The sequence below is a fragment of the Streptomyces sp. NBC_01294 genome (assembly GCF_035917235.1).
GTDB lineage: Bacteria > Actinomycetota > Actinomycetes > Streptomycetales > Streptomycetaceae > Streptomyces > Streptomyces caledonius.
In genome coordinates, this window is sequence record NZ_CP108423.1 from 1857844 (window position 1) to 1881807 (window position 23964).

General features: G+C 72.1%; 20 protein-coding genes. 6 read left to right on the forward strand and 14 right to left on the reverse strand.

Annotated features, from left to right (window positions below):
- Positions 1-100: 100 nt before the first annotated feature.
- From OG534_RS08415 to OG534_RS08435, 5 genes are all read right to left on the reverse strand, one after another.
- Positions 101-889, reverse strand: coding sequence for an enoyl-CoA hydratase/isomerase family protein (locus OG534_RS08415; protein WP_326587462.1), 789 nt, complete (start codon positions 887-889; stop codon positions 101-103).
- On the reverse strand, positions 886-1629 hold the full coding sequence (locus OG534_RS08420) for an SDR family NAD(P)-dependent oxidoreductase (RefSeq protein ID WP_326587463.1): 744 nt from the start codon (positions 1627-1629) through the stop codon (positions 886-888). The genes OG534_RS08415 and OG534_RS08420 overlap by 4 nt, the downstream gene beginning before the upstream one ends.
- Positions 1630-1642: 13 nt before the next feature.
- Positions 1643-2626, reverse strand: a complete 984-nt coding sequence (locus OG534_RS08425) for a 3-oxoacyl-ACP synthase III family protein (protein ID WP_326587464.1) — start codon at positions 2624-2626, stop codon at positions 1643-1645.
- A 69-nt stretch (positions 2627-2695) separates the two neighbouring features.
- Entirely contained in the window at positions 2696-3739 is a 1044-nt protein-coding gene (locus OG534_RS08430; protein ID WP_326587465.1) for a ketoacyl-ACP synthase III family protein, read from the reverse strand.
- 76 nt (positions 3740-3815) lie between these two features.
- On the reverse strand, positions 3816-4835 hold the full coding sequence (locus tag OG534_RS08435) for a VOC family protein (RefSeq protein ID WP_326587466.1): 1020 nt from the start codon (positions 4833-4835) through the stop codon (positions 3816-3818).
- 184 nt (positions 4836-5019) lie between these two features.
- On the opposite strand from OG534_RS08435, the gene OG534_RS08440 reads away from it, so the two are divergent.
- From OG534_RS08440 to OG534_RS08460, 5 genes are all read left to right on the forward strand, one after another.
- A complete protein-coding gene (locus OG534_RS08440) occupies positions 5020-6228 on the forward strand; it encodes a sedoheptulose 7-phosphate cyclase (RefSeq protein ID WP_326587467.1) in 1209 nt (402 codons plus the stop codon).
- Positions 6225-6977 (forward strand): cupin domain-containing protein, encoded by a 753-nt coding sequence (locus OG534_RS08445; protein ID WP_326587468.1) that lies wholly within the window; start codon positions 6225-6227, stop codon positions 6975-6977. The genes OG534_RS08440 and OG534_RS08445 overlap by 4 nt, the downstream gene beginning before the upstream one ends.
- Positions 6974-7366: a cupin domain-containing protein gene (locus tag OG534_RS08450; RefSeq protein WP_326587469.1), complete on the forward strand. Its 393-nt coding sequence runs from the start codon at positions 6974-6976 to the stop codon at positions 7364-7366. The genes OG534_RS08445 and OG534_RS08450 overlap by 4 nt, the downstream gene beginning before the upstream one ends.
- A 75-nt stretch (positions 7367-7441) precedes the next feature.
- Positions 7442-8719 carry a transaldolase family protein gene (locus OG534_RS08455; RefSeq protein ID WP_326587470.1) on the forward strand — a complete coding sequence of 426 codons (1278 nt, stop codon included), beginning with the start codon at positions 7442-7444 and terminating at the stop codon, positions 8717-8719.
- A 393-nt stretch (positions 8720-9112) separates the two neighbouring features.
- A complete protein-coding gene (locus OG534_RS08460; protein ID WP_326587471.1) occupies positions 9113-12148 on the forward strand; it encodes an AfsR/SARP family transcriptional regulator in 3036 nt (1011 codons plus the stop codon).
- Positions 12149-12192: 44 nt separating this feature from the next.
- Here the strand turns inward: OG534_RS08460 and OG534_RS08465 are convergent, their stop codons facing one another.
- Positions 12193-12378 (reverse strand): hypothetical protein, encoded by a 186-nt coding sequence (locus tag OG534_RS08465; RefSeq protein WP_326587472.1) that lies wholly within the window; start codon positions 12376-12378, stop codon positions 12193-12195.
- A 218-nt stretch (positions 12379-12596) separates the two neighbouring features.
- On the opposite strand from OG534_RS08465, the gene OG534_RS08470 reads away from it, so the two are divergent.
- Positions 12597-14498 carry an AfsR/SARP family transcriptional regulator gene (locus OG534_RS08470; protein ID WP_326587473.1) on the forward strand — a complete coding sequence of 634 codons (1902 nt, stop codon included), beginning with the start codon at positions 12597-12599 and terminating at the stop codon, positions 14496-14498.
- A 131-nt stretch (positions 14499-14629) separates the two neighbouring features.
- On the opposite strand, the gene OG534_RS08475 is transcribed toward OG534_RS08470, so the two are convergent.
- The 8 genes from OG534_RS08475 to OG534_RS08510 form a co-directional block, all read right to left on the reverse strand.
- Positions 14630-15406 carry a thioesterase II family protein gene (locus OG534_RS08475; RefSeq protein ID WP_326587474.1) on the reverse strand — a complete coding sequence of 259 codons (777 nt, stop codon included), beginning with the start codon at positions 15404-15406 and terminating at the stop codon, positions 14630-14632.
- Positions 15396-16580 (reverse strand): M20/M25/M40 family metallo-hydrolase, encoded by a 1185-nt coding sequence (locus OG534_RS08480; RefSeq protein ID WP_326587475.1) that lies wholly within the window; start codon positions 16578-16580, stop codon positions 15396-15398. Before OG534_RS08480 ends, OG534_RS08475 begins: the two co-directional genes overlap by 11 nt.
- Positions 16580-17986, reverse strand: coding sequence for a condensation domain-containing protein (locus OG534_RS08485; RefSeq protein WP_326587476.1), 1407 nt, complete (start codon positions 17984-17986; stop codon positions 16580-16582). The genes OG534_RS08480 and OG534_RS08485 overlap by 1 nt, the downstream gene beginning before the upstream one ends.
- Positions 17987-17994: 8 nt before the next feature.
- Positions 17995-18270 carry an acyl carrier protein gene (locus OG534_RS08490; RefSeq protein WP_326587477.1) on the reverse strand — a complete coding sequence of 92 codons (276 nt, stop codon included), beginning with the start codon at positions 18268-18270 and terminating at the stop codon, positions 17995-17997.
- Between the two features lie 16 nt (positions 18271-18286).
- Positions 18287-19402, reverse strand: a complete 1116-nt coding sequence (locus OG534_RS08495; RefSeq protein ID WP_326587478.1) for a hypothetical protein — start codon at positions 19400-19402, stop codon at positions 18287-18289.
- A 160-nt stretch (positions 19403-19562) separates the two neighbouring features.
- Positions 19563-21161, reverse strand: coding sequence for an acyl-CoA dehydrogenase family protein (locus tag OG534_RS08500; protein WP_326587479.1), 1599 nt, complete (start codon positions 21159-21161; stop codon positions 19563-19565).
- Positions 21158-22894, reverse strand: a complete 1737-nt coding sequence (locus tag OG534_RS08505) for a fatty acyl-AMP ligase (RefSeq protein WP_326587480.1) — start codon at positions 22892-22894, stop codon at positions 21158-21160. The genes OG534_RS08500 and OG534_RS08505 overlap by 4 nt, the downstream gene beginning before the upstream one ends.
- A 322-nt stretch (positions 22895-23216) precedes the next feature.
- Positions 23217-23954: a DUF4097 family beta strand repeat-containing protein gene (locus OG534_RS08510; protein WP_326587481.1), complete on the reverse strand. Its 738-nt coding sequence runs from the start codon at positions 23952-23954 to the stop codon at positions 23217-23219.
- Positions 23955-23964 lie beyond the last annotated feature (10 nt).

Consider the following 23964-nt stretch of genomic DNA (forward strand, 5'->3'; position numbering starts at 1 on the left):
GCGCGCGGCCCCTCTGCACGCCCGCACGCACGGACGCTCGGCCGGGAAGTCTTCCCGGCCGAGCGTCCGTGCGTGGGGGGCCGTGCGGCCGGTGAGGTGCTCAGCGGCCCACGAAGACCGCCTTGCCGGGTCCTTCCTCGACGAAGGTCCTCATGCCCGCCAGCTGGTCGCGGGTGCCGAACAGCCCCTCGAAGAGGGCCCGCTCCAACTCCAGGCCGGAACGCAGGTCCGTCCCCGTGCCGAGGTCCACCGCCTGCTTGACCGCCCGCAGGGCGAGCGCGGGTCCTCCCACGAACTGCGCGGCCCAGGCCCGCGCCTCCGCGAGCACCTCGTCGCGCGGGACGACCCGGTCGGCCAGCCCGACGGCGAGGGCCTGGGCCGCGGACAGGGGGCGCCCGGTGAACATGATCTCCTTGGCCCTGGCCGTGCCGACCAGCCGGGCGAGCCTCTGGGTGCCGCCCGCGCCGGGGATCACCCCCAGCTTGATCTCGGGCAGCCCGATCTGCACTTCGGGGGCCAGGATCCGGTGGTCGGCCGTCAGGGCCAGCTCGCACCCGCCGCCGAGGGCGAAGCCGGTGACCGCGGCCACCACGGGCTTGGGGATGTCCGCCACCGCGGTGAACGCGCCCTGGAGACGGCTCGCCCACAGGACCATGTCCACCGGCCGCAGGCCCGCCATCTCACGGATGTCCGCCCCGGCGGAGAAGCGGTCGGGGCCTCCGTAGAGGACCACCGCCGCGACGTCCGTGCGCGCGGCGGCCTCCTCCGCCGCCTCGCGGAGCTCGGACTGCGCCTGGTGGTCGAGTGCGTTGACCGGGGGGCGGGCCAGCTCGATCGTGCCGATGCCGTCCTCGACGACGAGCCGGACGCGGGGTTCGGGCGCTGTCATGCCCACAGCAGACCTCCATTGACTTCGAGTACGTGACCGTTCACGTAGGAGCTGTCCTCGCTCGCCAGGAACACCGCGCCGAGTGCCGCCTCGTCCAGCGTTCCCGCCCTGCCGAGGGAGAAGCGGTGGTGGTAGGCCTCCCACACCTTCTGGTTCCGGGAGAGCTCGCGCCCCATCCCGTCCTCCAGCACGCCCGGAGCGAGGGAGTTGACCTGGATGCCCTTGCGGCCCAGTTCGATCGCGGCGACCTTGGTGAGGGTCTCGATGGCGGCCTTGGTCGCGGAGTAGCCGGCCGCGCCGATCGCCACCCGGGTGGACATGCTCGACGAGACGGTGATGATGCGTCCCCCGCCGCCCTGGGCGATCATGCGCTTCGCGGCGCTCTGCAGGGTGTGGAAGGTGCCGTTGATGTTGGTGTCCACCATGGCCCGCCAGGCCTCGGGACTGATCCGGTCCACCTTGCCGTCGTGGTTGACCCCGGCGTTGGCCACCAGGACGTCGATGCGCCCGTACGCGGCGACGGCCGCGTCCATGAGCTCCTCGACGCTGCCGGGGTCCGCCACGTCCGTCCGGTGGAACAGCACCCGGTCGGGCAGCTGGCGGATCAGATGCCCGATGTCGTAGGGGTTCCTCGCCGCGCAGACCACCGTGGCACCCTCGTCGAGGTACCGCTCGGCCATGGCCCGTCCCAGCCCGCGGGTGCCGCCCGTGATGACGGCCACCTTGTCCTTGAGTCGCATCAGCCGATTCCTCTCAGTACCAGGTGAGGGCTGCCGCCCCCGCGGTCACGCCGCCGCCGACGGTGGCGAACAGCACCTTGTCGCCACGCTCCAGCGGCCGCGTCCCGTGGGAGTCGGCGAGGGTGAAGGGAATGGAGGCCGCCCCGGTGTTGCCGAACCGGGGAGCCGTGAGCGGCACCTTGGCCATGTCGACGCCGAGCGCGGCGGCGACCGACTCGACCAGCCGGGTGTTGCCCTGGTGGATGAAGACCCGGTCGAGGTCGTCGACCGTCCACCCGGCGGTGCTCAGCACGTCGTCCACCACCTTGGGAATGATCTGCAGGGCGTACTCCTTGACCGACCGTCCCTCCATCCGGAAGTAGTGGCGCCCCGCCTCGCGCGCGGCGTCGTCCGCCACCTCGCGGGTCCCGCCCGCGGCGACCTCCACCAGGTGCGCGCCGTCGCCCTCGGCGTACAGCCGGGTGGCGTGGATGCCGAAGCCCTCGGGCACCTCCCCCAGGAGCACGGCCGCGGCGCCGTCGCCGAACAGCGAGACGGTGCGCCGGTCGGAGCGGTCCATGATCGTGGAGTACATGTCGGCGCCGACGACCAGCGCGTTGCCGATCGAGGGGTCCGCGATCAGCATCGAGCGGGCCACGGTGAGCCCGTACACGAAGCCGGAGCAGACGGCGTTGAGGTCGAACGCCGGGGTTCCGTGGATGCGCAGCAGTTTCTGCATGCGCGCCGCGGTGGCCGGCTGCGGCTGGTCGGGGGTGGAGGTGGCGAGCACCGTCAGGCCCACCTGTTCGCGGTCGTACGGCGATTCCCCGAAGAGCCGTTCCACCGCGCGGGCGGCGAGTTCCGAGGTCGCGGTGCCCGGTTCCGCGTAGCGCCGGCTCAGGACGCCGGTCCGCTCGGCGATCCATTCCTCGGGGATGCCGGCCCATTGGCTGATCTGTTGGTTGTCGATGACACGCGACGGGGCGTACGCGCCCACGCCGACGATTCCGACGGGCATGGCTGACTGCCTTCTGTCTGGTGTGAGGTGGACGGCCCGGCACGGTGAGGGGCCGGGCCCGGTGACGTGCTACGCGGGGGCGCCGCTCCAGCCGGGCTCGGCGACGATGTCCAGCACCGCGCCCGTCCAGCTGAAGCCGCCGCCGACGCCGAGGAGCAGGACGCGCTTGCCCGGCGTCAACGCACCGGCCTCGGCGAGGTGGTTGAGGCCGGCGAACTGGTCACCGGGGCCGATGTGCCCGGTACGGCGGGAGAACTCCCACGCCGTGCGCTTCAGGTCGTGGACGCCGATGGGGGCGAGGCACTGGCGCACCGTCAGGCCCGCGCCGAAGTGCGGGGCGACGATGTGGTCCATGTCGTCCATGGAGCAGCCGGCCTCTTCCAGCGCCTGGTTGACGGCCTTGCGCAGCCCGTTCTCGACCCGGCGCCACACCTCGTCCTTGTCGAAGCCCTCCAGGAACTGCTGGTGGCGGCGGTTGAGGTCGATGGGGTGGTCGGCGTCGTGCTGGAAGGGGCCGAACGGCTCGTGGCCGCGGTGCATCGCCTCGAGGTCGGGGTCGGTGTTGGTGGCCATCGACAGCACCCGGGCGAATCCGCCCTGCCGGGAGAGGGCCACCGCCGCGGCGCCGTCGCCGTAGAGGATGCGGTCGGTCCGCCAGCGGTCGAAGTAGGGATCCGTCCACAGGTCGCCCGCGGTGGAGACGGCGACCTTGGCCTCCGGGTGGGCGTACAGGTAGGCCGCGGCCAGCTCCGCGGCGATGAGGCCGCCGTTCGATCCGGAGCGCACCTCGGCGGACAGGGCTCCCGCCCGGGCGATGCCCTTCTGGATGTAGGAGGCGGAGTTCCAGATGTCGATGCCGTTGTGGAAGACGACGGAGTACGTCACCGCGGCAACGTCCTCGGGGAGGTACCCGGAGCGTTCCAGCGCCTGGCGCCCGGCCCGTACGGCCATCTCCGGGATGCTGTCCTCGGGGGCCGCGACGGTGAGCGCGAGGTGGCCGCTGTGCTGGGCGGACTCCTCGTCGTACTGACCGGTCTCGATGGCCTCCTCGACGGAGACCTGCTTGGGCAGGAAGGCGCCCGTTCCGGCGATGTAGAGATCGTTCCAGCGCATGGCGGTGTCTGCTCCTTGGGTGGTTGGGGTGGGGTGCGACGGCGCGTGGCCGGCCGTCGTTCGTGCGCGGTGCGCGTCAGCGCCAGGTGTGATCGCGAGAGACGGCGCGTCGCGCCGCGGTCTCGCGCTCGTACGGGAGCCGGCCGTCCGGCATGCAGAGGACTTCCATCTGCACGCCGATGGGGGTGCCGAAGTAGACCCAGCGGTTGCCCGCGATGGGGCCGGACGCGATGGTCTCGGGGGCGCCCATCACGTGGACCCCGGGCTGCGCGGCCAGATGGCGCGCGGCCGCGTCCACGTCGTCGGTGTGGAAGGCGATGTGGTGCCCTCCGGCGTCGCTGTTGCGGGGCGGTGTGGTCGAGCCCTCCGGGCCGGCCTGCCGCAGTTCGATCCGGTCGGTGGGTCCCAGGCGCAGCGTCACGCGGGGCTGCGCACCGGGCGGCAGCGGCCTGCGGGGCGGGAGCGGGGTGGCGCCGATCACCGAGATGAAGAAGCCCACGGCGGCGTCGAGGTCGGCGACGGCCAGGGCCAGACGTTCGGCTCCGAGCACGACGACCGGTCCCGGCTCGCCGGCGTCCCCCGGCCCGAAGGGATCGAAGTCGCCGCAGAGCTGCAGGTCCTGGCCCCACGGGGTACGGAAGCCCACGCGGCGCAGGGAACGGCCGGGCCGCACCGTCGGCGTGGTGACGTCCGACTCGATGCTCAGCCCCGGATGCTCCCGCAGCCGCGCGACGGCGCGGGCGATGCCGTCGACCCGGAAGGAGAGCAGGGTCCACCCCGTGTCGCTGCGACCGGGCGGGCGCGTGCGCTGGTCGGGGGCCGTGTACTCGAACAGCTCCACGTTGGTGGAGGGGCCGACGCGCACGAGTGCGACCTTGGCCGAGGCCCTCGGGTGGACGCCCAGCTTCCGGGTCATCCAGTCGCCTTCGGAGTCCTCTACGGGACCTTCGACGTAGCAGAGTTCACCACCGAGGACCTCGGTGAAGAAGGCGACGGCCGCGGGCAGGTCCGGCACGGTGAACGCGAAGTGGTCCACGCGCCGGACGGCCGGTATGCCGGCCTGATCCGGTGGCCGCACGAGTGCTGCTGTCTGCATTCCCGCCCCCATGTGCTCGACTCCCCGTCCCGGGGTGGCCGAACGTAGTATTCATTGCATCCGAATGCAAATAATATGACGCAGTCGCCGCCAGGCAAGGGGGCCACGATGTGACATAACTTGCTGGCGCATGCATTGAACACGACGTACTCTTCCGGGCAAGCACTCATCGAGGGAGACAGTCATGCAGTCAGGCCTTCAGTCGACCGAACGCACCGGCAGCGGCGGCCTGTTCACCGTCGGCAACCCGATCACCCACTGGTCCGTACGGGCCGTCAAGCAGGTCGACTACGAAGTCCGCCTGGAGGAAGGTCTGTTGGATCTCGGCAACCGCGCGATCATCGAGGACGTCGCCGACGGCGATCACGCCCGCCGTCTGGTCGTCGTGGACTCCGTCGTCGAGGAGCTCTACGGCGCCCGCATCCGCGCGTACTTCGAGCACCACGGGGTCGAGTGCCGGGTGCTGGTGCTCGAGGACGGCGAACCGGCCAAGGACCTGCGGCAGGTGCAGGAGGTGATCAAGAGCCTCGACGGCTTCGGCATCGACCGCCGCCGCGAACCGGTGATCGCCATCGGCGGTGGCGTCCTCATGGACATCGTGGGCTTCGCCGCCAGCATCTACCGCCGCGCGACCCCGTGGATCCGCATCCCGACCACGCTGATAGGCCTGGTGGACGCGGGCGTCGGCGCCAAGACCGGCGTCAACAACGACGGCCACAAGAACCGTGTCGGCACCTACTTCCCCGCCGACCGCACCCTGCTCGACCGGACCTTCCTGGCCACCCTCGACGAGCGGCACATCAGCAACGGCCTCGCCGAGATCCTCAAGATCGCCCTGATCAAGGACGAGCGGCTCTTCGGCCTGCTGGAGGAGCACGGTGCGCGCCTCCTCGCCGAACGGCTCCAGAGCCCGCCGGACGGCGCCGCGGACGCGGCCGTCGAGGTGGTCGAGCGCGCCATCCACGGCATGCTCGAAGAACTCCAGCCCAACCTGTGGGAGAAGGTGCTGGAGCGCGTGGTCGACTACGGGCACTCCTTCAGCCCGGTCATCGAGATGCACGCCCTGCCCGAGCTGCTGCACGGCGAGGCGGTCGCCATCGACATGGCGCTCACCACTGTGATCGCGGAGCAGCGTGGTCTGGTGACCTCCGAGGAGCGCCGCCGCGTCCTGTCCGTGATGACCGGTCTCGGGCTGCCCTCCTGGCACGAACTGTGCACGCCCAAGCTGCTCGTGCCGGCGCTGCGGGACACCGTCCGGCACCGTGACGGTCAGCAGCGGCTGCCCCTCCCCCAGGGCATCGGATCCGCCGTCTTCGTCAACGACCTCACCGAGGACGAGCTGGAGAACGCCTCCCAGCTGCTGGCCGACCTGCACTGGGGGGACGCCCGGTGACCGGTCGCAGCGCCCCTCCCGTGCCCTGGACGGCCGTGGGCACCACCCGCCACAAGGCATCCGTCTACGGAGTCCACGGGGCGCAGGGCAAGACGTACTGGAAGGCCTTCGCCACGCGCCGCCAGCTCCGCTCGGAGAGCGAGGCCGTGGAATGGGCCTCGCTCCCCGTCGGCGCGGTCAGCGGCGAGCACCGGCACACCCGTACGGAGGAGATCTACCTCGTCCTGTCCGGATCGGGAGACCTCCTGCTCAACGGCCGGGAACATCCCGTACGCGCCGGCTCGCTCGCCCTGACGAGCGTCGGGAACGTCCACGGCCTGCACAACACCGGTGACACCCCGCTCGACTGGTGGGTCATCGAAACCCTCGCGCCGGCCACCACCGCCGTGCTGGCCGGCGCCCAGCCACCCACGGGAGCAGACATGACGAAGGCCGTGGTCCACGACCTGTTCGAGGAGAGGACCGTCGACACCGCGGGAGTCTTCAGCGGCCCGCTCAAGCGCGTCGAACTGGTGGAACTCCCGCCGGGCGAGAAGCGGGTGCTCGGTCGCGACGACGCCGAGCTCGCCCTCTTCGTGCACGAGGGAGAGGGCGTGGTGTCGGCCGAGGGCGTCACCGAGGTGGTGCGCCTGGCTGCCGGCACCTGTCTGCTGCTGTCCGCGGGATCCCGTACGGAGTTCACCGCCGGGACCCCGCTCCGACTGGCCGTGGTGACGCTCGCCGTGGCCCGTGAAGGCGGCCCCGAGTGATCGTGTCGACCGCGACGGGCGACGTGGCCGTCGTCGCCGGCCCCGTGCGGGCGAAGTGGCAGAGCCTGATCCGCCGCGGAATGCTCTACAGCGAGTGCGAGGGCGTGGAGTACTGGGACCTGCCGGCCGGATCCGTGCTGCCGGTCCGCGCCCACGACGGCACGGAGGAGGCCGTCCTCGTCCTGAGCGGCGCGATCGCCGTCCACGACGGGCAGTCCCCGCCGACGCCGGCGGGTCCCGGCCAGGTCCTGCTGCTCCCCCACGGCACCGAGGGCGAACTGCGCACGCACGGCGGGGCCTGCACCCTCGTGGTGGTCCGCGCCCTGCCCGGTCCGCTCGCCCGCCGACTGCCGCCCCGACTGCCGGAACTACCCGCCGCGGAACGCTGACACCACCGCCCCGCACCGGCCGGGGGCCTGCGGGCGGACCGGCGAAGCGCGAACCAGCGAAGGAGAAGGAACCCGATGCTCCACATCATCGCCGAGCCGCGCGCGGACGCGCTCGAACGGGCACGCCCCGACGGGCCCGGCCGCGGATCACCCGCCGGCGGCCGCACCCCCACCGGGAGGGCGGCGCACGCCGTCGCCGCACGGCTCACCGCCCAGGGCATGTCGGTCTGGCTGGACGGATCCGGCCGCACGGGGCGCGACACCGGCGCCCTGCGCGAGCTGATCGCGCAGGGCCACGTCACGGGCATCGTCGCGCCCTGGTCGTCCTCGGCCCCGTCCTCGACCCCGTCCTCGACCCCGTCCTCGGCCCGGCCCCCGACCCCGATCCCGCCCCTGGGGGAGGTCTCCGCGTCCGGAGAACCGCCGCAGGGGCGGACGGACGGGCTCAGTGCCGAGGAAGTCCTCTGGGACCGCACGGTCGAGGCCGTCAGGCAGCTGTGCGACGCCCTGCTGGAGGTGCACGCGAGGACCGGGGGGCGCGAGGGACTGGTGTCGGTCGGCCTCGACCCGCGCAACGCGTGGGACGCGGGTGCGACGCTGGCGGAGGCCCGCGCGCTGTGGCGGGCCGTGGATCGGCCGAACCTGGCGGTCGGGATTCCCGCCACGGCGCAGAACCTCCCCGTCGTGACCGCCTGCCTCGCCGAGTCGATGAACGTCCACGCGACGCTGATCTTCTCGGTGGAGCGGTTCCACAGGGTGAACGAGTGCTTCCTCGACGGCCTCGAACAGGCACGGGACCGCGGGGCGCCCTTGTCGTCCCTCAGCGCCGTCGCCTCCTTCTCGGTCAGCCCGCTGGACACCGAGGTGGACCGCGCCCTGGCCCGGGCCGGAACCGCCGAGGCCCGGGCCCTGACCGGGACCGCCGCCATCGCCAACGCCCGTCTCGCCTACGAGAAGCAGCGGCACGTGCTCGCCTCCCCGCGGTGGGCCGCACTGGCCGCCGCCGGCGCCCTGGCCCCCCGCCCCGTCTGGGTGTCGACGGCGGTGCGCGGGCCCGGCCGGCGGGACACCCGCTATGTGGAGGAACTGGTGGCACCGGGAGCCGTCCACGCCCTGTCGGAGGACACCCTGAGCGCCGTCGCGGACCGGGGGCAGATCCTGGGCGACACCGTTCAGCGGCACTACGACGACGCCCGGCGGGTGCTCTCCTACCTCCCCTGGTTCGGCATCTCGCCCCGGACACTGGCGGCTTCGCTGGAAGCGGCACACCTGCGCGCGGCCATCGCCACCCGGGAGACACTGCTGGCGTCGGTCACGGCGGAAGCGGCGACCCGCGGCGCCGGCAAGGAGTAGGCAAAGGAACGGACAGCGGTGCGGGCCCGGGCCGCCACGCGCTCCACGTGGCGCGTCCCGGGAAGCGCCTTGCGGGACGGCGCGCTCGGCGAGCCCGTGCGGGTCACGGTCTCCGTCACGGTCCCCCCGCGGTGCGTCATGTGAAGACCGATATCAAGTCGACTCGGCCCCGCCTTTTCTGATACCCCGATACAGCACGGTGTGCGGTGCTTTGGGAAACGCCGTCACCACCCCGCCCAGGCCCAGGCCCGGGATGCCTCGCCTCGCGGAGGAGGAGAGGTCTGAATGGCCGGATGTCACCGGCGATGCGGAGGGGCCGTGCGTGCAACGCCTGCACACAATGGGCACCGTGATCACGAACCATGATCACGAACGAGTCGGGGGGCCCGTGCTGTGAGTGACATCGTGTTCCGGCTGCTCGGAGCGCTGGACGTCCAGATCGACGGAAGGATCGTCACACTCGGCAGCTCGCGCCAGCGAACCGTCCTGACCACGCTGCTCCTCGCGCGGAACCGGGTGGTGTCGGTCGAACGTCTCATCGCCACGGTCTGGCAGGGCAACGAGCCCGCCACCGCACGGAATCAGATCGCCATCCTCGTCGGCGCGCTGCGCAGGCTCTTCAAGGACGCCGCGGGCGCCGACGATCTCATCGTCACCTCGCACCCCGGCTACATCATGACGCTCAGCACGCATCAGTTGGACATCGCGACCTTCGAGGAACGGGCGAGCCGGGCCCGGGAGGCCGCTCGGCAGGGACAGCCCGCCGAGGCGTGCAAGCACATCGACGAGGCGCTGAGCCTGTGGCGGGGACGCGCGCTGGAGGGCATCGTCGGCGAGCCCGCGGAGAGCGCCGCGACCCGTTTGGAGGAGCTCAGGCTCGATCTCCTGGAGGAGCGGGCCGGGCTGCAGTTGCAATTCGGACGGCATCGGGCGCTGATCGGCGAACTGACAGCGCTAGTGCGCGAGCACCCGCTGCGGGAGCAGTCGCGCAGTTGGCTGATGCTCGCCGAGTACCGCTCGGGAAACCGCGCCCGCGCGCTCGAGATCTTCCGTGAGGGGCGCGCGATCCTGGTGGACAGACTCGGCTTGGAGCCGGGCCCGGGACTGCGGTCGATCCACGATCTGATCCTCCAGGACGCGCCGGAGCTGGCGCCGCCGCCCGGTTTACCGTCGCCGGCCGCGATGGCGGCGGTCCCTGCGCAACTTCCGGCCAGTGTCGCGGCCTTTGCCAGCCGCGAAGAGGAGCTCGGCAGTCTCGACCGCCTGCTGGACGAGAGTCACGGGGCCCGGCCGCCGGCCATCGGTTCCATCTCCGGTGTCAGCGGCGTGGGCAAGACGGCCCTCGCCGTCCACTGGGCCAACCAGGCCGCCGCCGGCTTCCCGGACGGCCAGCTCTTCATCAATCTGCGCGGGTATCACGAGACCGACGAGCCCGTACTGCCCGAGGCGGCGCTGGACCGGCTGCTCCACTCGCTCGGGGTGCCCGGCGCGCGGATCCCGGCCGACCTCGGCGACCGGGCCGCCCTCTACCGCAGCGTGCTCGAAAACAAGAGGATGCTGATCCTGCTCGACGACGCGCGGTCGTTCGAGCAGATCCGCCCCCTCCTCCCCGGGACCGGCCGGTGCTGCGTACTGATCACGAGCAGGGATCCGATCGACGACCTGACCGGCGACTTCGCCATACGCCGGATCAATCTGCGGGTCCTCGAACAGGACGCTGCCACCGCCCTGCTCGCCCAAGTGGCGGGGCCCGAGCGGTTCGCCGCCGATCCGGAGGCCGCGGCGCGGCTCAGCGAGCTCTGCGACCGGCTGCCGCTCGCCCTGCGCATCGCCGGCACCCGGCTGGCGGCACGCCCTCACTGGACCCTGCGCTCCCTGGTGGAGCGGCTGGAGTGCGAGCGGCGCCGCCTCGACGAACTGAGCCCCGGCCAAGGCGGCATCCGGGCCGGGCTACGGCTCACCTACCGGCACCTCCCGCCGGCCGCGGCGCGGATGTTCCGCTGCCTGGGCCTGCTCAAGGTGCCGGAGTTCGCCTCCTGGGTGGGCGCTGCGCTCCTGGACACCGAGCTGTGGGAGGCCGAGGACCTCATCGAGCAGCTCGTCGACGCGCAGTTGCTGGAGGTCGCCCGGCATCGTGCCGGGCACCCGCCCCGATACCGGTTCCACAACCTGCCGCACCTGTACGCCCGGGAGCTCGCCCTGGCCGAGGACGGTGAGGACGAACAGAACGCGGCCCTGCGCCGGGCCTTCGGCGGCTGGGTCACGCTGGCCGACGAAGCCCATCGCCGGGCGGAGGGCGGGACCACACCGCACATCGCACCGGTCGGCCGCCACGACCTGCCGCGGTCGCTGCTGGACGAACTCCTGGGTACTCCCATGGACTGGTTCGAGACGGAGCGCCAGGCGCTGGTCGCCGTCGTGGCCCAGGCGGCGCAGAGCGACGCCGTCAGCAACCTGGCGATGTTCAGCTGGTCACTCACGGCGTGCGCCACGCCGGTCTTCGAGACCCGCCACTACCTGGACGACTGGCGCCGCTGCGCCGAACAGTCCCTCGTGGCCGCCCGGCGCGCGGGCTCCGCCATGGGGGAGGCGGCCATGCTGCGTTCCCTCGGCTCGCTGGCCATCAACCAGCGCCGCTACCCGAGCGCCCGGGAATCGCTGATGCCCGCCCTGGAGCTGTTCCGACAGGCAGGCGACGCGCACGGCAGCGCCCAAGTGCTCCGGCTGCTGGCGATCTGCGCGCACTTCCGCAGCGACCTCGCGCACGCCGCGCGGTACGTCGAGGAGGCCATGGACGTCTTCGTCCGCCTCGGGGACGTGCGTGAGGCGGCACACGCCATGGGCCTGTTCGCGCAGATCGAGGTGGAGCGCGGCAACCTCGCCCGGGGGGTCGAGCTCAGCGAGCGCGCGGTGGCCAAGAGCCGGGAGGGCGGGCTGTGGCGGGCCGAAGCGCAGAGCCTGCACTGGCTCGCCGAGGTGCTGCTGCGCAGCGGCGAGCCCGGGAGGGCGGCTGCCGCCAGCCGGCGGGTGGTGAAGCTGACGCAGGAGGGCGGCGACCGTGTCGGCGAGACCTACGCCCTGCGCGCCCTGGGCGATGCCCTGTGGCGGACCGGCGAGTTCGTGGAGTCGCACTCCGTGCTGGGCCGCGCCCGGGAGATCGCGGACGAGCTCGCCGACGACTTCCTGATCGCCCGGATCGAGGCGGACCTCGGTTGCCTCGACGCGGTGGCGGGCGACCCGGCCGCGGCGCGGCGCATCGGCGGCGCCCTGAACACGTTCACCGCGCTGGGGGCGAAAGTGTGGCGGGACCGCACCGAGCGCCTGCTCCGCGCCGTGGAGGCCGCGGAGCCCGGCGCACCGGTCCCGGCCGCGACACTGGCCGGGCTGCTCGAGGAACCGGGCGACCGGAGCGCCCGGCCGGTCCGCTGAGGCCCCGGGAGGCCCTGTCGGAACCATCGAAACGGCCTAGCGGCCTAGTTCCAGGGGAAGTCCTGGTCGGGGTCGACGATGCCGGCCAGGGCCGGAGACGAGACGACGATCGGTGCCGATGTGCCCTCGGGCCCCGTCGTGTTCCCTGCGGCTGCCGCACACAGGAACAGTGCGATGCCCGTGACGAGGCCGAGCATGGTGACTCCCGTGGTTCCGCGGGCTCCGTTCATCGGACTTCCCCCTTGTTGCGTGGTGACCCGTTCGCGCGATCCGGCCGTGTCTGGCGCCGGATTACACCGGTCGGTGCGTGAGAGAAGAATAGGAAGAGGTTCTATGGAGCCTCTATTTTTCTGTTAGTCCATCAATGAAATCAAGACAAAATCGAGAGAACACTGGGGCTGGTTAGCATTGACAGGTTAAGCAGGACCATGTAGTTGAACGGGGAACCATGGATTTCCGCTTGCTTGGCCCGGTCGAGGTACGACGCGATGACCAACGCATCGACCTCGCGGGCACCAAGATGCACACACTGCTGGCGGCTCTGCTGCTGGCCAGGGGGAAAGTGGTGCCGGACACTCGGCTCAGCACACTGTTGTGGGGAATGAGCCCTCCGACGACCATGAAGGCTCAGATTTACACACACGTATCACGGCTGCGGAAGCTGCTGGAACCGGAAATCGCCATCCACCGGAGGTCTCCCGGATACGTCCTGGAAACGGGCGACTCCCACGTCGACGTGGTGGAGTACGACCGACTCGACAGGCTCGGCCGGCAAGCCCTTCGGGCGGGACGCTACGAGGAAGCGGGGACGCTGCTGCGCAGTGCGCTGGAACTGTGGCGCGGGCCCGTACTCTCCAATGCCACCGAGTTCCTGGCGGCGGAGGAGGGCCCGCAATGGGACGAGGGCCACGCGGCGACGCTGGAAAACCGCATGGAGGCCGATCTCGCGCTGGGCAGGCACCAGCAGGTCATCGCGGAACTCACCCGTCTGGTCGCGGACTTCCCGCTGCGAGAGCGGCTGCGGGCCCAGTTGATGACGGCGCTCTACCGGTGCGGCCGGCAGGCCGACGCGCTCCACGTCTTCCGCCTGGGCCGTTCCGTGCTCGCCGAGGAGCTGGGGGTGGACCCGGGCAGCGAGCTCACCACCACGCACGAGGCCGTGCTCCGCGGCACCCTGGACTACCAGGGTGCCGTCGCCGGGCACACCGCGCAGGGCCCCGGGGCGGCGCCCACGACCGCGGTCGCCTCGCCCCCGACGGGCCCGACGACCGCCGGTACGGGCACGGCCTCGCTTCCTGCGGCGCCGCGGCACGTCCCCGCGATGCTGCCGCCCGACACGGCCGCCTTCGTCGGCAGGCAACGCGAACTGGAGGCGGTGACCGCCCTGCTGGCCCCGGCGGACGATCCCGGAGCCGACCCCGCGGGTGCGCGCCGGCTGCTGATCACCGGGATGGCGGGGGTGGGCAAGACCTCTCTCGCCGTGCGCGCCGCGCACGCCGTGCGCGAGCGGTTCCCCGACGGCCAGCTGTACGCGGACCTGGCCGCCTCCGACGGCACGCCCGAGGACCCGCGCGGGGTGCTCATCCGGCTGCTGAGGTCCCTCGGCCACGAGCCGGCGCAGAATGTCCGGCACGATCTCGACGAACTGGTGCGGCTCTACCGCACCCACACCGCCGGGCGCCGGCTGCTCGTGCTGCTGGACAACGGCGTGAGCGGCGCGCAGTTGGCGCCGCTCCTGCCCGCCAGCCCGCACGCCGGCGTCCTGGTCACCGGGCACGCGCACCTGGCGGCGGTCGTGGGACCCGACATCCTGGCTCTGGAGCCGATGCCCGACCGCGAGGCGCTCGCCGTGCTCCGGACGATCGTCGGTGCCGCGCGGGTGGCGGCCGAGCCGCAGGCGGCCGCGCAGATCGTCGCCCACTGCGCCGGGCTGCCCCTCGCGCTCAGGATCGCGGGGGCACGGCTCGCGTCCCGGCCGCACTGGCCCCTGGCACGTCTGACCCAGCGGCTCGCGGAGCCGACCGAACGGTTGCGGGAGCTGCGCTTCGGCGATCTGGACCTCGACCGGTCGCTGCGCAGATGGCTGGCGCGTACGGGCGGCCCGGTCCGGGACCTGCTGGCCTGCCTGTCCGTGCTGGGCGAGCAGCCGTTCACGGCGTCGGCGGCGGCCACGGCGCTGAGCCTGCCCCCCGCCCGAGCCGAGGACCTGGTGGAGCAACTCGCCGACGGCGCCCTGCTGGAGACGGTCGGCCCGGTCGAGTACCGCTTCCACCGGCTGGTCCTGCTGTACGCACGGTGCCTGACGGCGCACTGTCCCCAGCCGGCGATGCCCGCGCTCGTGGCGGCATGACCCGGTCCTAGGCCGAGTCGGCCCGGCCGGGCAGGGCCTGACGGCGAGGAGCCGTCAGGCCCTGCTCGGAGAGGGGTTCGGATGGGGGTTCGGATGGGGGTTCGGATGGGGGCGCCGCTGTCCGCGTCCGGTCATGCGCGCCGTCGGCCCCTCAGCGCCTCCGCCACGACGGACAGCACGGCCGCCTGCCGTTGGCGCAGGTAGAAGTGTCCGCCGTCGAACAGCTCGACTGCGAACCGCTCTCCCGACACCTCCGCCCAGGCGTCCAGGTCCTCGGGAGGTACGCCCTCGTCGTGCCGGCCTCCCAGGACCGTGACCGGCACGTCCAGCCGGCGCCGGAGCCGGTAGCGGTACGTCTCGCACAGCTCGAAGTCCGCCCGGATCACGGGGAGCAGGACCTCCAGCAGCTCCGGATGCCTCAGCAGTTCGGCCTGTGTCCCCTCCAGTTCCGCGAGGAACTCGCACAGGCCCGCGTCGTCGCGCAGGTGCACGTCCCGGGTGCGTCGCGGCAGCTGTGGCGCTCGGTAGGCCGAGACGAAGACGTGGACGGGTGGCCGGCCCCGCGCGATGAGTTCGTGCGCCAGCTCGAACGCGAGCAGCGCACCCATGCTGTGCCCGAACAGGGCGCACCCGTCCCGCGTCACCGGATGGGCGGCCACCGCATCGGCCAGCTGCGCGGCGAGCACCGCCGCCGACCTCACCGGCGGCTCCCCGAACCGGTCCTCGCGACCCGGCAGCTGAACGGGCACGGCCCTGGCGTACGGGGTGAGGGCGTGCGGCCAGGTGCGGTACGCCGTGGCGCCGCCGCCCGCGTGGGGCAGGCACAGCAGCGGCAGCCCTTCGACGGGAGCGCCGGCCACCGGCGGGAACCAGGGGCCGGCGTGAACCGCCGGTCGGTCAACTCCCATCTGCGTCACGGGCTCCGTACACGATCACCGACTGGAGCAGGGCCTGACAGCCGCGCACCAGCTGGGCGTCCGAGGTGTCCTCCTTGGGCGAGTGGCTCACCCCTCCCCTGCTCGGCACGAACAGCATGGCCGTCGGCACGTGCTGGGCCAGCACGCTCGCGTCGTGCCCGGCGTAGCTGAGCAGCCGCTCCAGGCGGCCTCCCGTGAGGCGGCAGGCCCGCTCGACGGTGTCGCACAGCGCCGGGTCGAATTCGGTGATCCGCTTGTCCGAAATCCGCTCCACCGAGACGGTGCAGTTCTCGTCGGCGGCCGTCCAGCGGGCGAGCGCCTCGAGCTCGCGCGTGGCTTCGGTCAGCGCGTAGGGCGAGCCCGACCGCCACTCGACGACCAGACGCGCCTCACCGGGCACGACGTTGGGCGCACCCGGTACGAACTCGATGAAGCCGATGTTCATGACCATGTCCCGGTCGATGCCCAGGACCATCGGCTGCACACGGCTCGCGAGCTTCATCGCGGCGCGGCCGGCGTCGGCGCGGCCGGTCATGGGCGTCGTACCCGCATGGTTGGTCTCGCCGAAGAAGGTCACCGCGAAGCGCTGGACGCCCACGATCCCCTCGACCACCGCGAGTTCCGTTCCGGCCGCCTCCATGCGCGGGCCCTGCTCGATGTGCAGTTCGAGGAAGGCGGAAACGTCGCGGATGCCCTCGCCGGAGCAGAACGCGGTGGACCCGGTCAGCCCTCCCGTCGAATCGGGACGGGCACCCTCCTCGTCGAAGAAGCCGACGATCCGCAGCGACCGCGCCGCCGGGTGTCCCGCCTCGTGCAGCGCCCTCAGGATCTCCAGCGCGGCAACGGTTCCGTACGCGCCGTCGAGCCGACCGCCCGCCGGGACGGTGTCGGTGTGCGAGCCGATCAGCAGGTACGGGCCTTCGGAGCCCGGCGCCGTTCCGAAGACGTTTCCGATGGCGTCGACGTGCCGGACGAGACCGGCATCGACGATGCGCTGGGCGAACCACGCCCGGCCCGCCACGTCGGCCGCGGAACCGGCCACCCTGTCGACGCCGCCGTCGGGCCTGCCGCCGATCGAGGCGAAGTGCGCCAGGTCGTCCAGGAACCGCTCTTCGGAGATGCCGACCCTGTCGAGGGCCGTGGTCGTGGTCGTGGGCGTGGACATCAGTGGACACCACCTGGGGACGTGAGCTCGGATCGGGCACCGGAACCGAGGGCGACGAGCCGGGCCAGCTCGGCCGCGTCGACGATGGAGACGTCCGCGACGCGGCGGTCCGGGTCGGCGACCGCGGCTTCCGTGAACCGCTGGAAGTGGCGGGCGAGGCGCCCGATGGCAGACCGGTCGAAGAGCCCGGTGTGGTAGCGGAAGGAGATCCGCAACGACGTGGTGCTCTGGAGGAACTCGACCGACAGCTCGCACTGTCCCTCCTGCTGGGGCACGTCGAAGGCGGTGACGCGCAGTCCTCCCACCTCCAGCTCCCGCCCCGCCGCCTCGCCGGAGGCCAGCAGGTCGGCCAGGGGTTCCAGCCGGTTCGTCGTCACCATCGTCGCGGCCACCTGCGTGATCGGTGGCCGACTCGGATCGTGCGGCAGCCCCAGCGCCTTGGGCAGCAGCGCGAAGGGGTACCCGACGCGGCCGATGCCCTGCTTGATCTGTTCGTCGAGCGAGTGGAACAGCCCGATGAAGGTCGTCGAGCGGTCGAAGTGGGCCGAGAGGGCGAGCGAGTTGACGAAGTAGCCGACCGTATGGCCGGCCTTGTGTCCGGCCCGCGTGGTCGTGGGCCAGCCGATCAGGAAGTCGTCCTGGCCGCTGTGCCGGTGCACGGTGGACTGGAAGGCCGCCAGCAGCAGGACGAACGGCGTGACGCCCGCGCCGAACGCCGCCTCGCGCAGCCGGGCGGTGAAGTCGTCCGGAAGCCGCAGCTCGTACGTGTCGCCCTCGAAGGTCTGCCGGGGTGGTCGTGGCCGGTCCGTGGGCAGGTCCAGCACACGTGGTGCGCGCGCACACACGTCCCGCCAGTACGCCTCCAGTTCGGCCCGCCGCGGCGAGGCCAGCAGCTCCTGCTCGGCTGCCACGTGATCGTCCCACGTCAGCCGCAGCGGCTTGGCGGACGAGGCGGTGCCGCCCGCACCGTACGCGTCCAGCAGGTCGCGCAGGACGATGCCCTGCGAGTACGCGTCGGTCGCGATGTGGTGCGCCGTCAGCAGGAGGACGGCGTCGTCGTCGGTGCGCCGGATCAGGTCGGCCCGGAAGGCGGCTCGGGTCAGGTCGAACGGCTCCGTGCTCAGCGACCGGACGAGGGCGTGCAGCTCGGCGTCGTCGAGCCGGCCGACCTCCCGCACGCTCAGCTCCGGCAGGGCGGAGGCGCTGACCACACGCCGGAGCCGGCCGTCGTCTTCGGTGAACGACGAGCGCAGCATGTCGTGCCGCTGCGCGGTGGCGGCCAGGGCCCGCCGCAGCGTGCCCAGGTCCACCGTCGTACGGATCCGCACCGCGGCGGCGACGTTGTACGCCGAGCTGTCCGGCGCCATCCGGTGCAGGAACCAGAGTGCCTCCTGGCCGACGGACACGCCGGCCGTCATCGGCGGCCCAGCACGTCGTGCAGATGCGCGGTCAGCGCCGCGACGGTGGGGTGGTCCCAGGCGATGGTCGGCTCGACCTCCAGTTCGAAGCGATCCTCGATGTCGCCGCACATCGTCATCGCGTAGACCGAGTCCAGACCCATCTCGACGAACTTCGCGTCGGGGGGAATGCTGTCGGCCGGCACCTCGAGGTAGAAGGCGACACGGTTCGCGAGCCAGTCGCGGATGTCCTCCGCGGTGACGGGGGCGGTTCTGTCGGCGGTGTCTGTCATGGTGGCGTACTCCTGATCAGGCTCTTGTACGGGGCAGCGCGGTGCAGGCCAGGTCGAATGTGAGCCCGGCGTCCGCCCGGGCCAGCAGTTCGTCCAGGACCCGCCTGCGGGTGGTGTCGTCGAGGGGCTGCGGCCGGTGGCCGAACCGAGTGCCCAGACGGCGCCGCACCGCGTCCGCGAGGCCGTCCGGGGCGGGTAGTTCACGCGGCAGGGGTGCGGGGGCCGAGGCGTCCGGCAGTGCCGCGAGGTGGAGCAGGGCGGGCAGGTCCCGCAGCTGCTTCTGGAAGATGCCGTGCGGGCCCTCGCGCAGGTACGAGCGGGCGCCGAGCAGCACGGTCAGCTCGTTCCCGGCCTGCCGGACGACGTCGTGGACCAGGGCGGAGGCTCCGGGCAGGCCGGCGAGCCCGTCGCAGATCAGCACGTCGAGGAAGACGCCGGCCAGCAGGTTCCCCGAGTGCGGGATGTCCGTCACCCGGCGCCCGTAGAGCATCCGGCCGTGGGCGAAATCGAGCGCGAGGCGCAGCTGGCTGTCGACGGCCCCCACCGCCATGCCGGACAGCAGCGCGGGGACCTCGGGTCCGTACAGATCCAGGACCCCCGAGCCGGGCAGCGGGCATCCGTGGAACGTGTACTCCGCCACCGCGCTGCCCTCCAGGGCGATCAGCTTCCGCGCGGGACCGCGGTGTACGTGGGCGGAGGGCAAGGTGGCCAGATCGAGCAGCAGCCGGGCCGGCGTGCCGTCGTCGGTCCGCAGCCCGAGCACCGCGTAGCCGTGCGGGTCCGGGCCGAGCACGTGGGCGCGGCCGTTCAGGATGCCGTCGGCCACGCGCAGTCCGGCATCGGCCGCCACCGCGAAGGGAGCGGCTTGCGGAGGGCGCGGCAGGCCGTGGACCGCGGCGAGGCCGGGTACCCCCAGCCGGGCGGCGAGCGCGGTGTCCCGGCGGAACACGGCGCGTCCGAGCTCCACCAGTCGGTCCCGGCCCGATCGCTCCGCCAGCGGTCCGCGCAACACGTCGTCGGCGGCCGTGAACGGCTCGCGCCTCTCGTCCGCCGCCAGGATGGCGTCGAAGCCCAGTGGGTTGGCCGGGTCGAGCGGATCACCGAGGCGCTTCTCGGCGAGTACAGCGGTCATCGGGGGGCCTCCTCGGGCCGGTGGACAGGAAGCGGCTCGCAAAGCTCCACCGGTGTGGCGGGCGGGTGCCCGAGACGGGCCTGCGGGAGTGCCGCATGCGCCACCGGTCGCGTGAGCAGGCGGGACACGGCCGTCGTCGCGGTCATGGCCGTCGTCGCGGTCATGGCGTCGCCTCTCCCCCGTCGTGGCGTCGCAGCAGCTCGGGCAGCAGGGAGTCCGTGCCCACGGTCTCGACGGGGTGGCCGAGGCGGGCCAGCAGCCGGGCGAGGCTGACCTCCAGCCGGCCGGTGTCGGGCCACCGGTCGCGGTTGTGCGACCACAGCTGCGCGCACGCGAAGGCGGCGAACAGCAGCGTGTACCGCTCGGCCAGGTCGAACGCCTCCGGCCGGGTGTCCCGGGCCGAGGGGCGCATCCGCGCCATCTCGTCGTGCAGGTCGTCGGAGATCCGGCGCAGTTCCGCAGCGTGGGGCACCGCGTCGTCCAGCGGTGCCTGGGTGAGGGTGCAGCCGCGGAGCGACATGAGGCTCAACCGTTCGCGGTCGAAGGCCGGGGGCGCGGACCCGAGCGTCGTGGCCGCGGCCAGGCCGGCCGCGTCGAAGGTGCCGCGGCGCCGGCCGCGCACGAGCATGCCGAACTGGTTGACCACCCCCAGCAGGTTGACCACGGTGTTGCCGTCGAAGATGCCGACGATGCGGTGGTCGCGGGCCACTTTCTGGAAGGCGCCGTCGGCCGTGTAGGCCTCGGCCCCGAGCACCCCGGCCAGTCGCTCGATCATCGCGTCCACGGTGGTGGGGACGAAGTGCTTCACGACGGCGGACAGGATGCTCAGTTCGCCGGTGAGCGCGTGCAGCGAGCGGGCCGCCACCGTCGACACCGCCTCGACGGTGAGCAGGTCGGCGTACGCGTCGGTGAGGACGGCCGTCACCGCCGGGTCCTCGTCGGGCCGGGTCTGTTCCAGCGCGAGCCTCAGTGCGTGATCCGCCGATCCCAGCGAGAGCGCGGCGCAGAGCGTACGGGTGAGCTGGAGGCTCTTGAGCACGATCTCGGCGCCTTCGCCGGGAGCCCCGATCATGGCCCCTGCGGGCACGGACGCGCCGGTGAACGCGATGCCGCTGATGTCGGTGCCGCGAATGCCGTGGGTGCGGACGGCGGGCAGCGTGCGGTAGGTGTCCGGGGGCAGATCACGCTTGTCGACGGTGAAAAGGCTGAACCCGCGGCTTCCGCCCTCGGCTTCGGTGCGGGCCAGCACGCACAGCCGGCACCCGCGTGTCGCGTTGTTGATCAGCCACTTCTCGCCGTCGAGGCGGTAGCGGCCCGGTGAGGCCGCGGCCGTCACCTCGCCCGCGAGGATGTCGCTGCCGTGGTTGCGCTCGGTCAGGCCGAAGGAGTGCACCGTGCCGGCCATCACTTCCCGGCCCGTGAGGACGGCCTGTTCGGGAGTGCCGGCCACCCAGGTGCACACCGCCCCCAAGTAGGTCGCGGCGTGCCCGATCGCGGTGGTCAGGTCGCGGGCGGCGACGCGGCGCACGATCTGGAGCAGCTCCTCGTAGTTCCTCAGGCGGCCGCCGTACTCCTCGGGCACGTAGTGCGCGCCGAGCCCGCAGGCGTGGAGCTCGGCGACGATGTCCTCGGGGAATTCCTCGGCCCGGTCCAGTTCCAGGACGCGTGAGGTGGAGAAGGCCCGGTCCGGGTCGCGGGGGTCACCGAGGGCGCGCTCGAAGGCGTCGGCCAGGGCGACCGGGTCGTAGGCGAGCGTCATACGGCCGGCACCTCCGCGCGGTATCGGGCCCGGACCGGGGCATCCAGATCCTGGAGCCGGAACTCCAGTTCGTCGTCCATGAAGAGCCGGCGCATCAGGGTGCGCTGGACCTTGCCGCTGGTGGTCTTGCGCACCTTGCCGGGACGTATGAGCACGATGTTGGCGACGCGCGTCTGCAGGTACTCCCCCACCAGGTCGCGCACCAGGGCGGCCAGTGCGGCGAGGTCCTCGTCCCTGGCCGCGCGGACCTCCTGGACCACGATCAGTTCCTCCTCCGGCGCGGGTACGGTGAACACGCAGCCGGCGAGGCCGGCGAACGCGTCGTGCCCCGCGGTGACCTCGCGCTCGACATCGTGGGGATAGACGTTGCGGCCGTTGAGAATGATCATTTCTTTGATGCGGCCGGTGATGTAGAGCTCACCCTCGTCGAGCACGCCGAGGTCACCGGTGCGCAGGAAGCCCTCCGCACCCTCGGCGGTACGGGCGCGGAAGACGTCCTGAGTGGCCCCGGGGTTGTTCCAGTAGCCGCGGGCAACGCTCTCTCCGCGCAGCCAGATCTCGCCGACGTGGCCGTCGGACAGGGTCCGCAGGCTCTTCGGGTCGACGATCCGGATGTCGAATCCCTCGACCCGGCCGCTGCTGACCAGGCTCAGACCGCCGTCCGCCGGCTCGAAGACGTGCTTCTCCAGGGCGGCGGGATCGACGGAGGTGACGACCGGAGCGTGCTCGACGGGCGTGCCCGCGACGAACAGGGTGGTCTCCGCCATGCCGTAACAGGGCAGCAGCGCCTCCCGCTTGAATCCGGCCGGCGCGAACCGCGCGGAGAACCGGTCCAGGGTGGAGGCACTGACGGGCTCGGCGCCGTTGCAGGCTATCCGCCAGCGGGACAGGTCGAGTCCGGCGATGTGGGCGTCGGTGAGCCGCCGGGTGGCCAGGTCGTAGGCGAAGTTCGGGGCGCTGCTGACCTCGATGCCGTGCGTGGAGATGATCTGGAGCCACAGCTGCGGGCGCTTGAGGAAGTCCATGGGCGACATGACGTACACCGTGGTGCCCAGGAACACCGGCTCCAGCAGCAGCCCGATCAGCCCCATGTCGTGGTACATCGGCAGCCAGCTGCACATGCGGGTGGAGCTGTCGAGCAGCAAGCCGTCCCGCATCAGGGTGAGGTTGGCCAGCAGCGCGTCGTGGGAGACCATCACGCCCTTGGGGTCACTGGTGGAACCCGAGGTGTACTGGAGGAAGGCGAGCGCCTCGCCCTCCGGACGCTGCCAGGCGGCGTGTTCGGAGGCCTCGGCGGTCAGGGTGTCCGTGGCGAGCACCGGCAAGGCGTCGAGGCCGTCGCGGTCACGCCAGCCGGTGACGTCGGCCAGGGCGGCGGCGTCGGTCAGGACGATCGTCGCAGCGGTGTCGAGCGCAATGCCGGTGGTGCGGCTCTGGCGTCCTCGGGTTCCTTCGGGCAGCGGCGAGGGCACGGGTACCACACCGGCGTACATACAGCCCAACAGCGCGGCGGCGAACGCCGAACCCGTCGGGTACAGCAGCAGGGCCCGGTCGCCGTGGGCACAGTGCTCGCCGAGCCGGATCGCGACCGTACGGGCCGCCGCGTCGAGTTCCGCGTAGGTCATGGCTTCCTCGACGAGCCCGGTGGCGCGGTACCGGACGTGCACCAACGCCGCACGGTCGGGGACCGTGCGGGCATGGCCCATGACGGTGTCGATGAAATCGGCGGGCATGGCTGGTCGTCCTCTCTACGGGGCGTGCTCCGCGCTTGCCATGAGGGCGTGCGGGATGATCCCCTGTGCCGAGGAGGTACGTACGCACATCAGGCACGCCGGTTGGCGTGGTGGTACACCTCTGTGGGCCGCCGAGTGGCCGCTCGGCGGCCTCGCACTTTCCAAGGCCGGGGCTGGTCGTGATGACCCCTCCATCGTGCGAGGCACTTCTATACGGCGCCCATGCCGTTCCTACGAAGAGCGTCCGGACATGCGGCCGCCCCGCACGGGTGACGGGGGGCACCGGTGCGGGGCGGCGGTTTCTGGGGGGCGGTGGCGAGGCTCAGGAGGCGGAGATCTCCACGTCTCCCGAGGACGCCTTGGCCGTGATCGTGGACTTCGCGGCCGGGTCGCTGGGCACCCGGACCTCGCGCTTGCCCGAGGTGGTGGTCACGTCGACCTTGTACGGGCCGCCCGGGACCTTCAGCGTCATGCTGCCGGAGCCGGTGTCCGTGGTGACCGCGGAGGGCGCCGCGGCGAACTCCAGCCGGGTGCTGCCCGAGTCGGTGCGGACCACGGCGCCCGGGCCGGCCAGAGCGGTGCCGGTCACGGCGCCGGAGGAGGTCTTGACGTCGAGCGGCCCGGCGATCTTCTCGACCTTCACGGAACCCGAGGTCGTCTCGACCTTGGCGGCCGCGACGCCGGTGACGGAGACCGCACCGCTGCTGTTCTCCAGCGTGACCTTGGCGGAGGAGGGAACCTTCAACTCGTAGTCGATGTAGCAGTTGTCGCAGCCGTTGGTGAAGGTCAGGACTCCCCCGGTGACCTGCTGCGTGGGCTTGGGCTCCGCGCTGTCGCGGTAGTGGACGGTGCGGTGGACGGTCACCCCGGGGCCTTCCCCGGGCGTGATGCTGATGGAGCCGCGCCGGGCATCGGTGACCTCGACCGAGGTGACGGCCTCCGAGACCGTGGCGTCGGCAGTGGTGCTCTTCATGTCGCCGTCCGTGTCGGAGCATCCGGTCAGGAGGAGGCCTGCGACGAGAACGGCGGGTATCAGGGCGTGGCTGCGGTCGTTGGTCATGGTGTTGCTC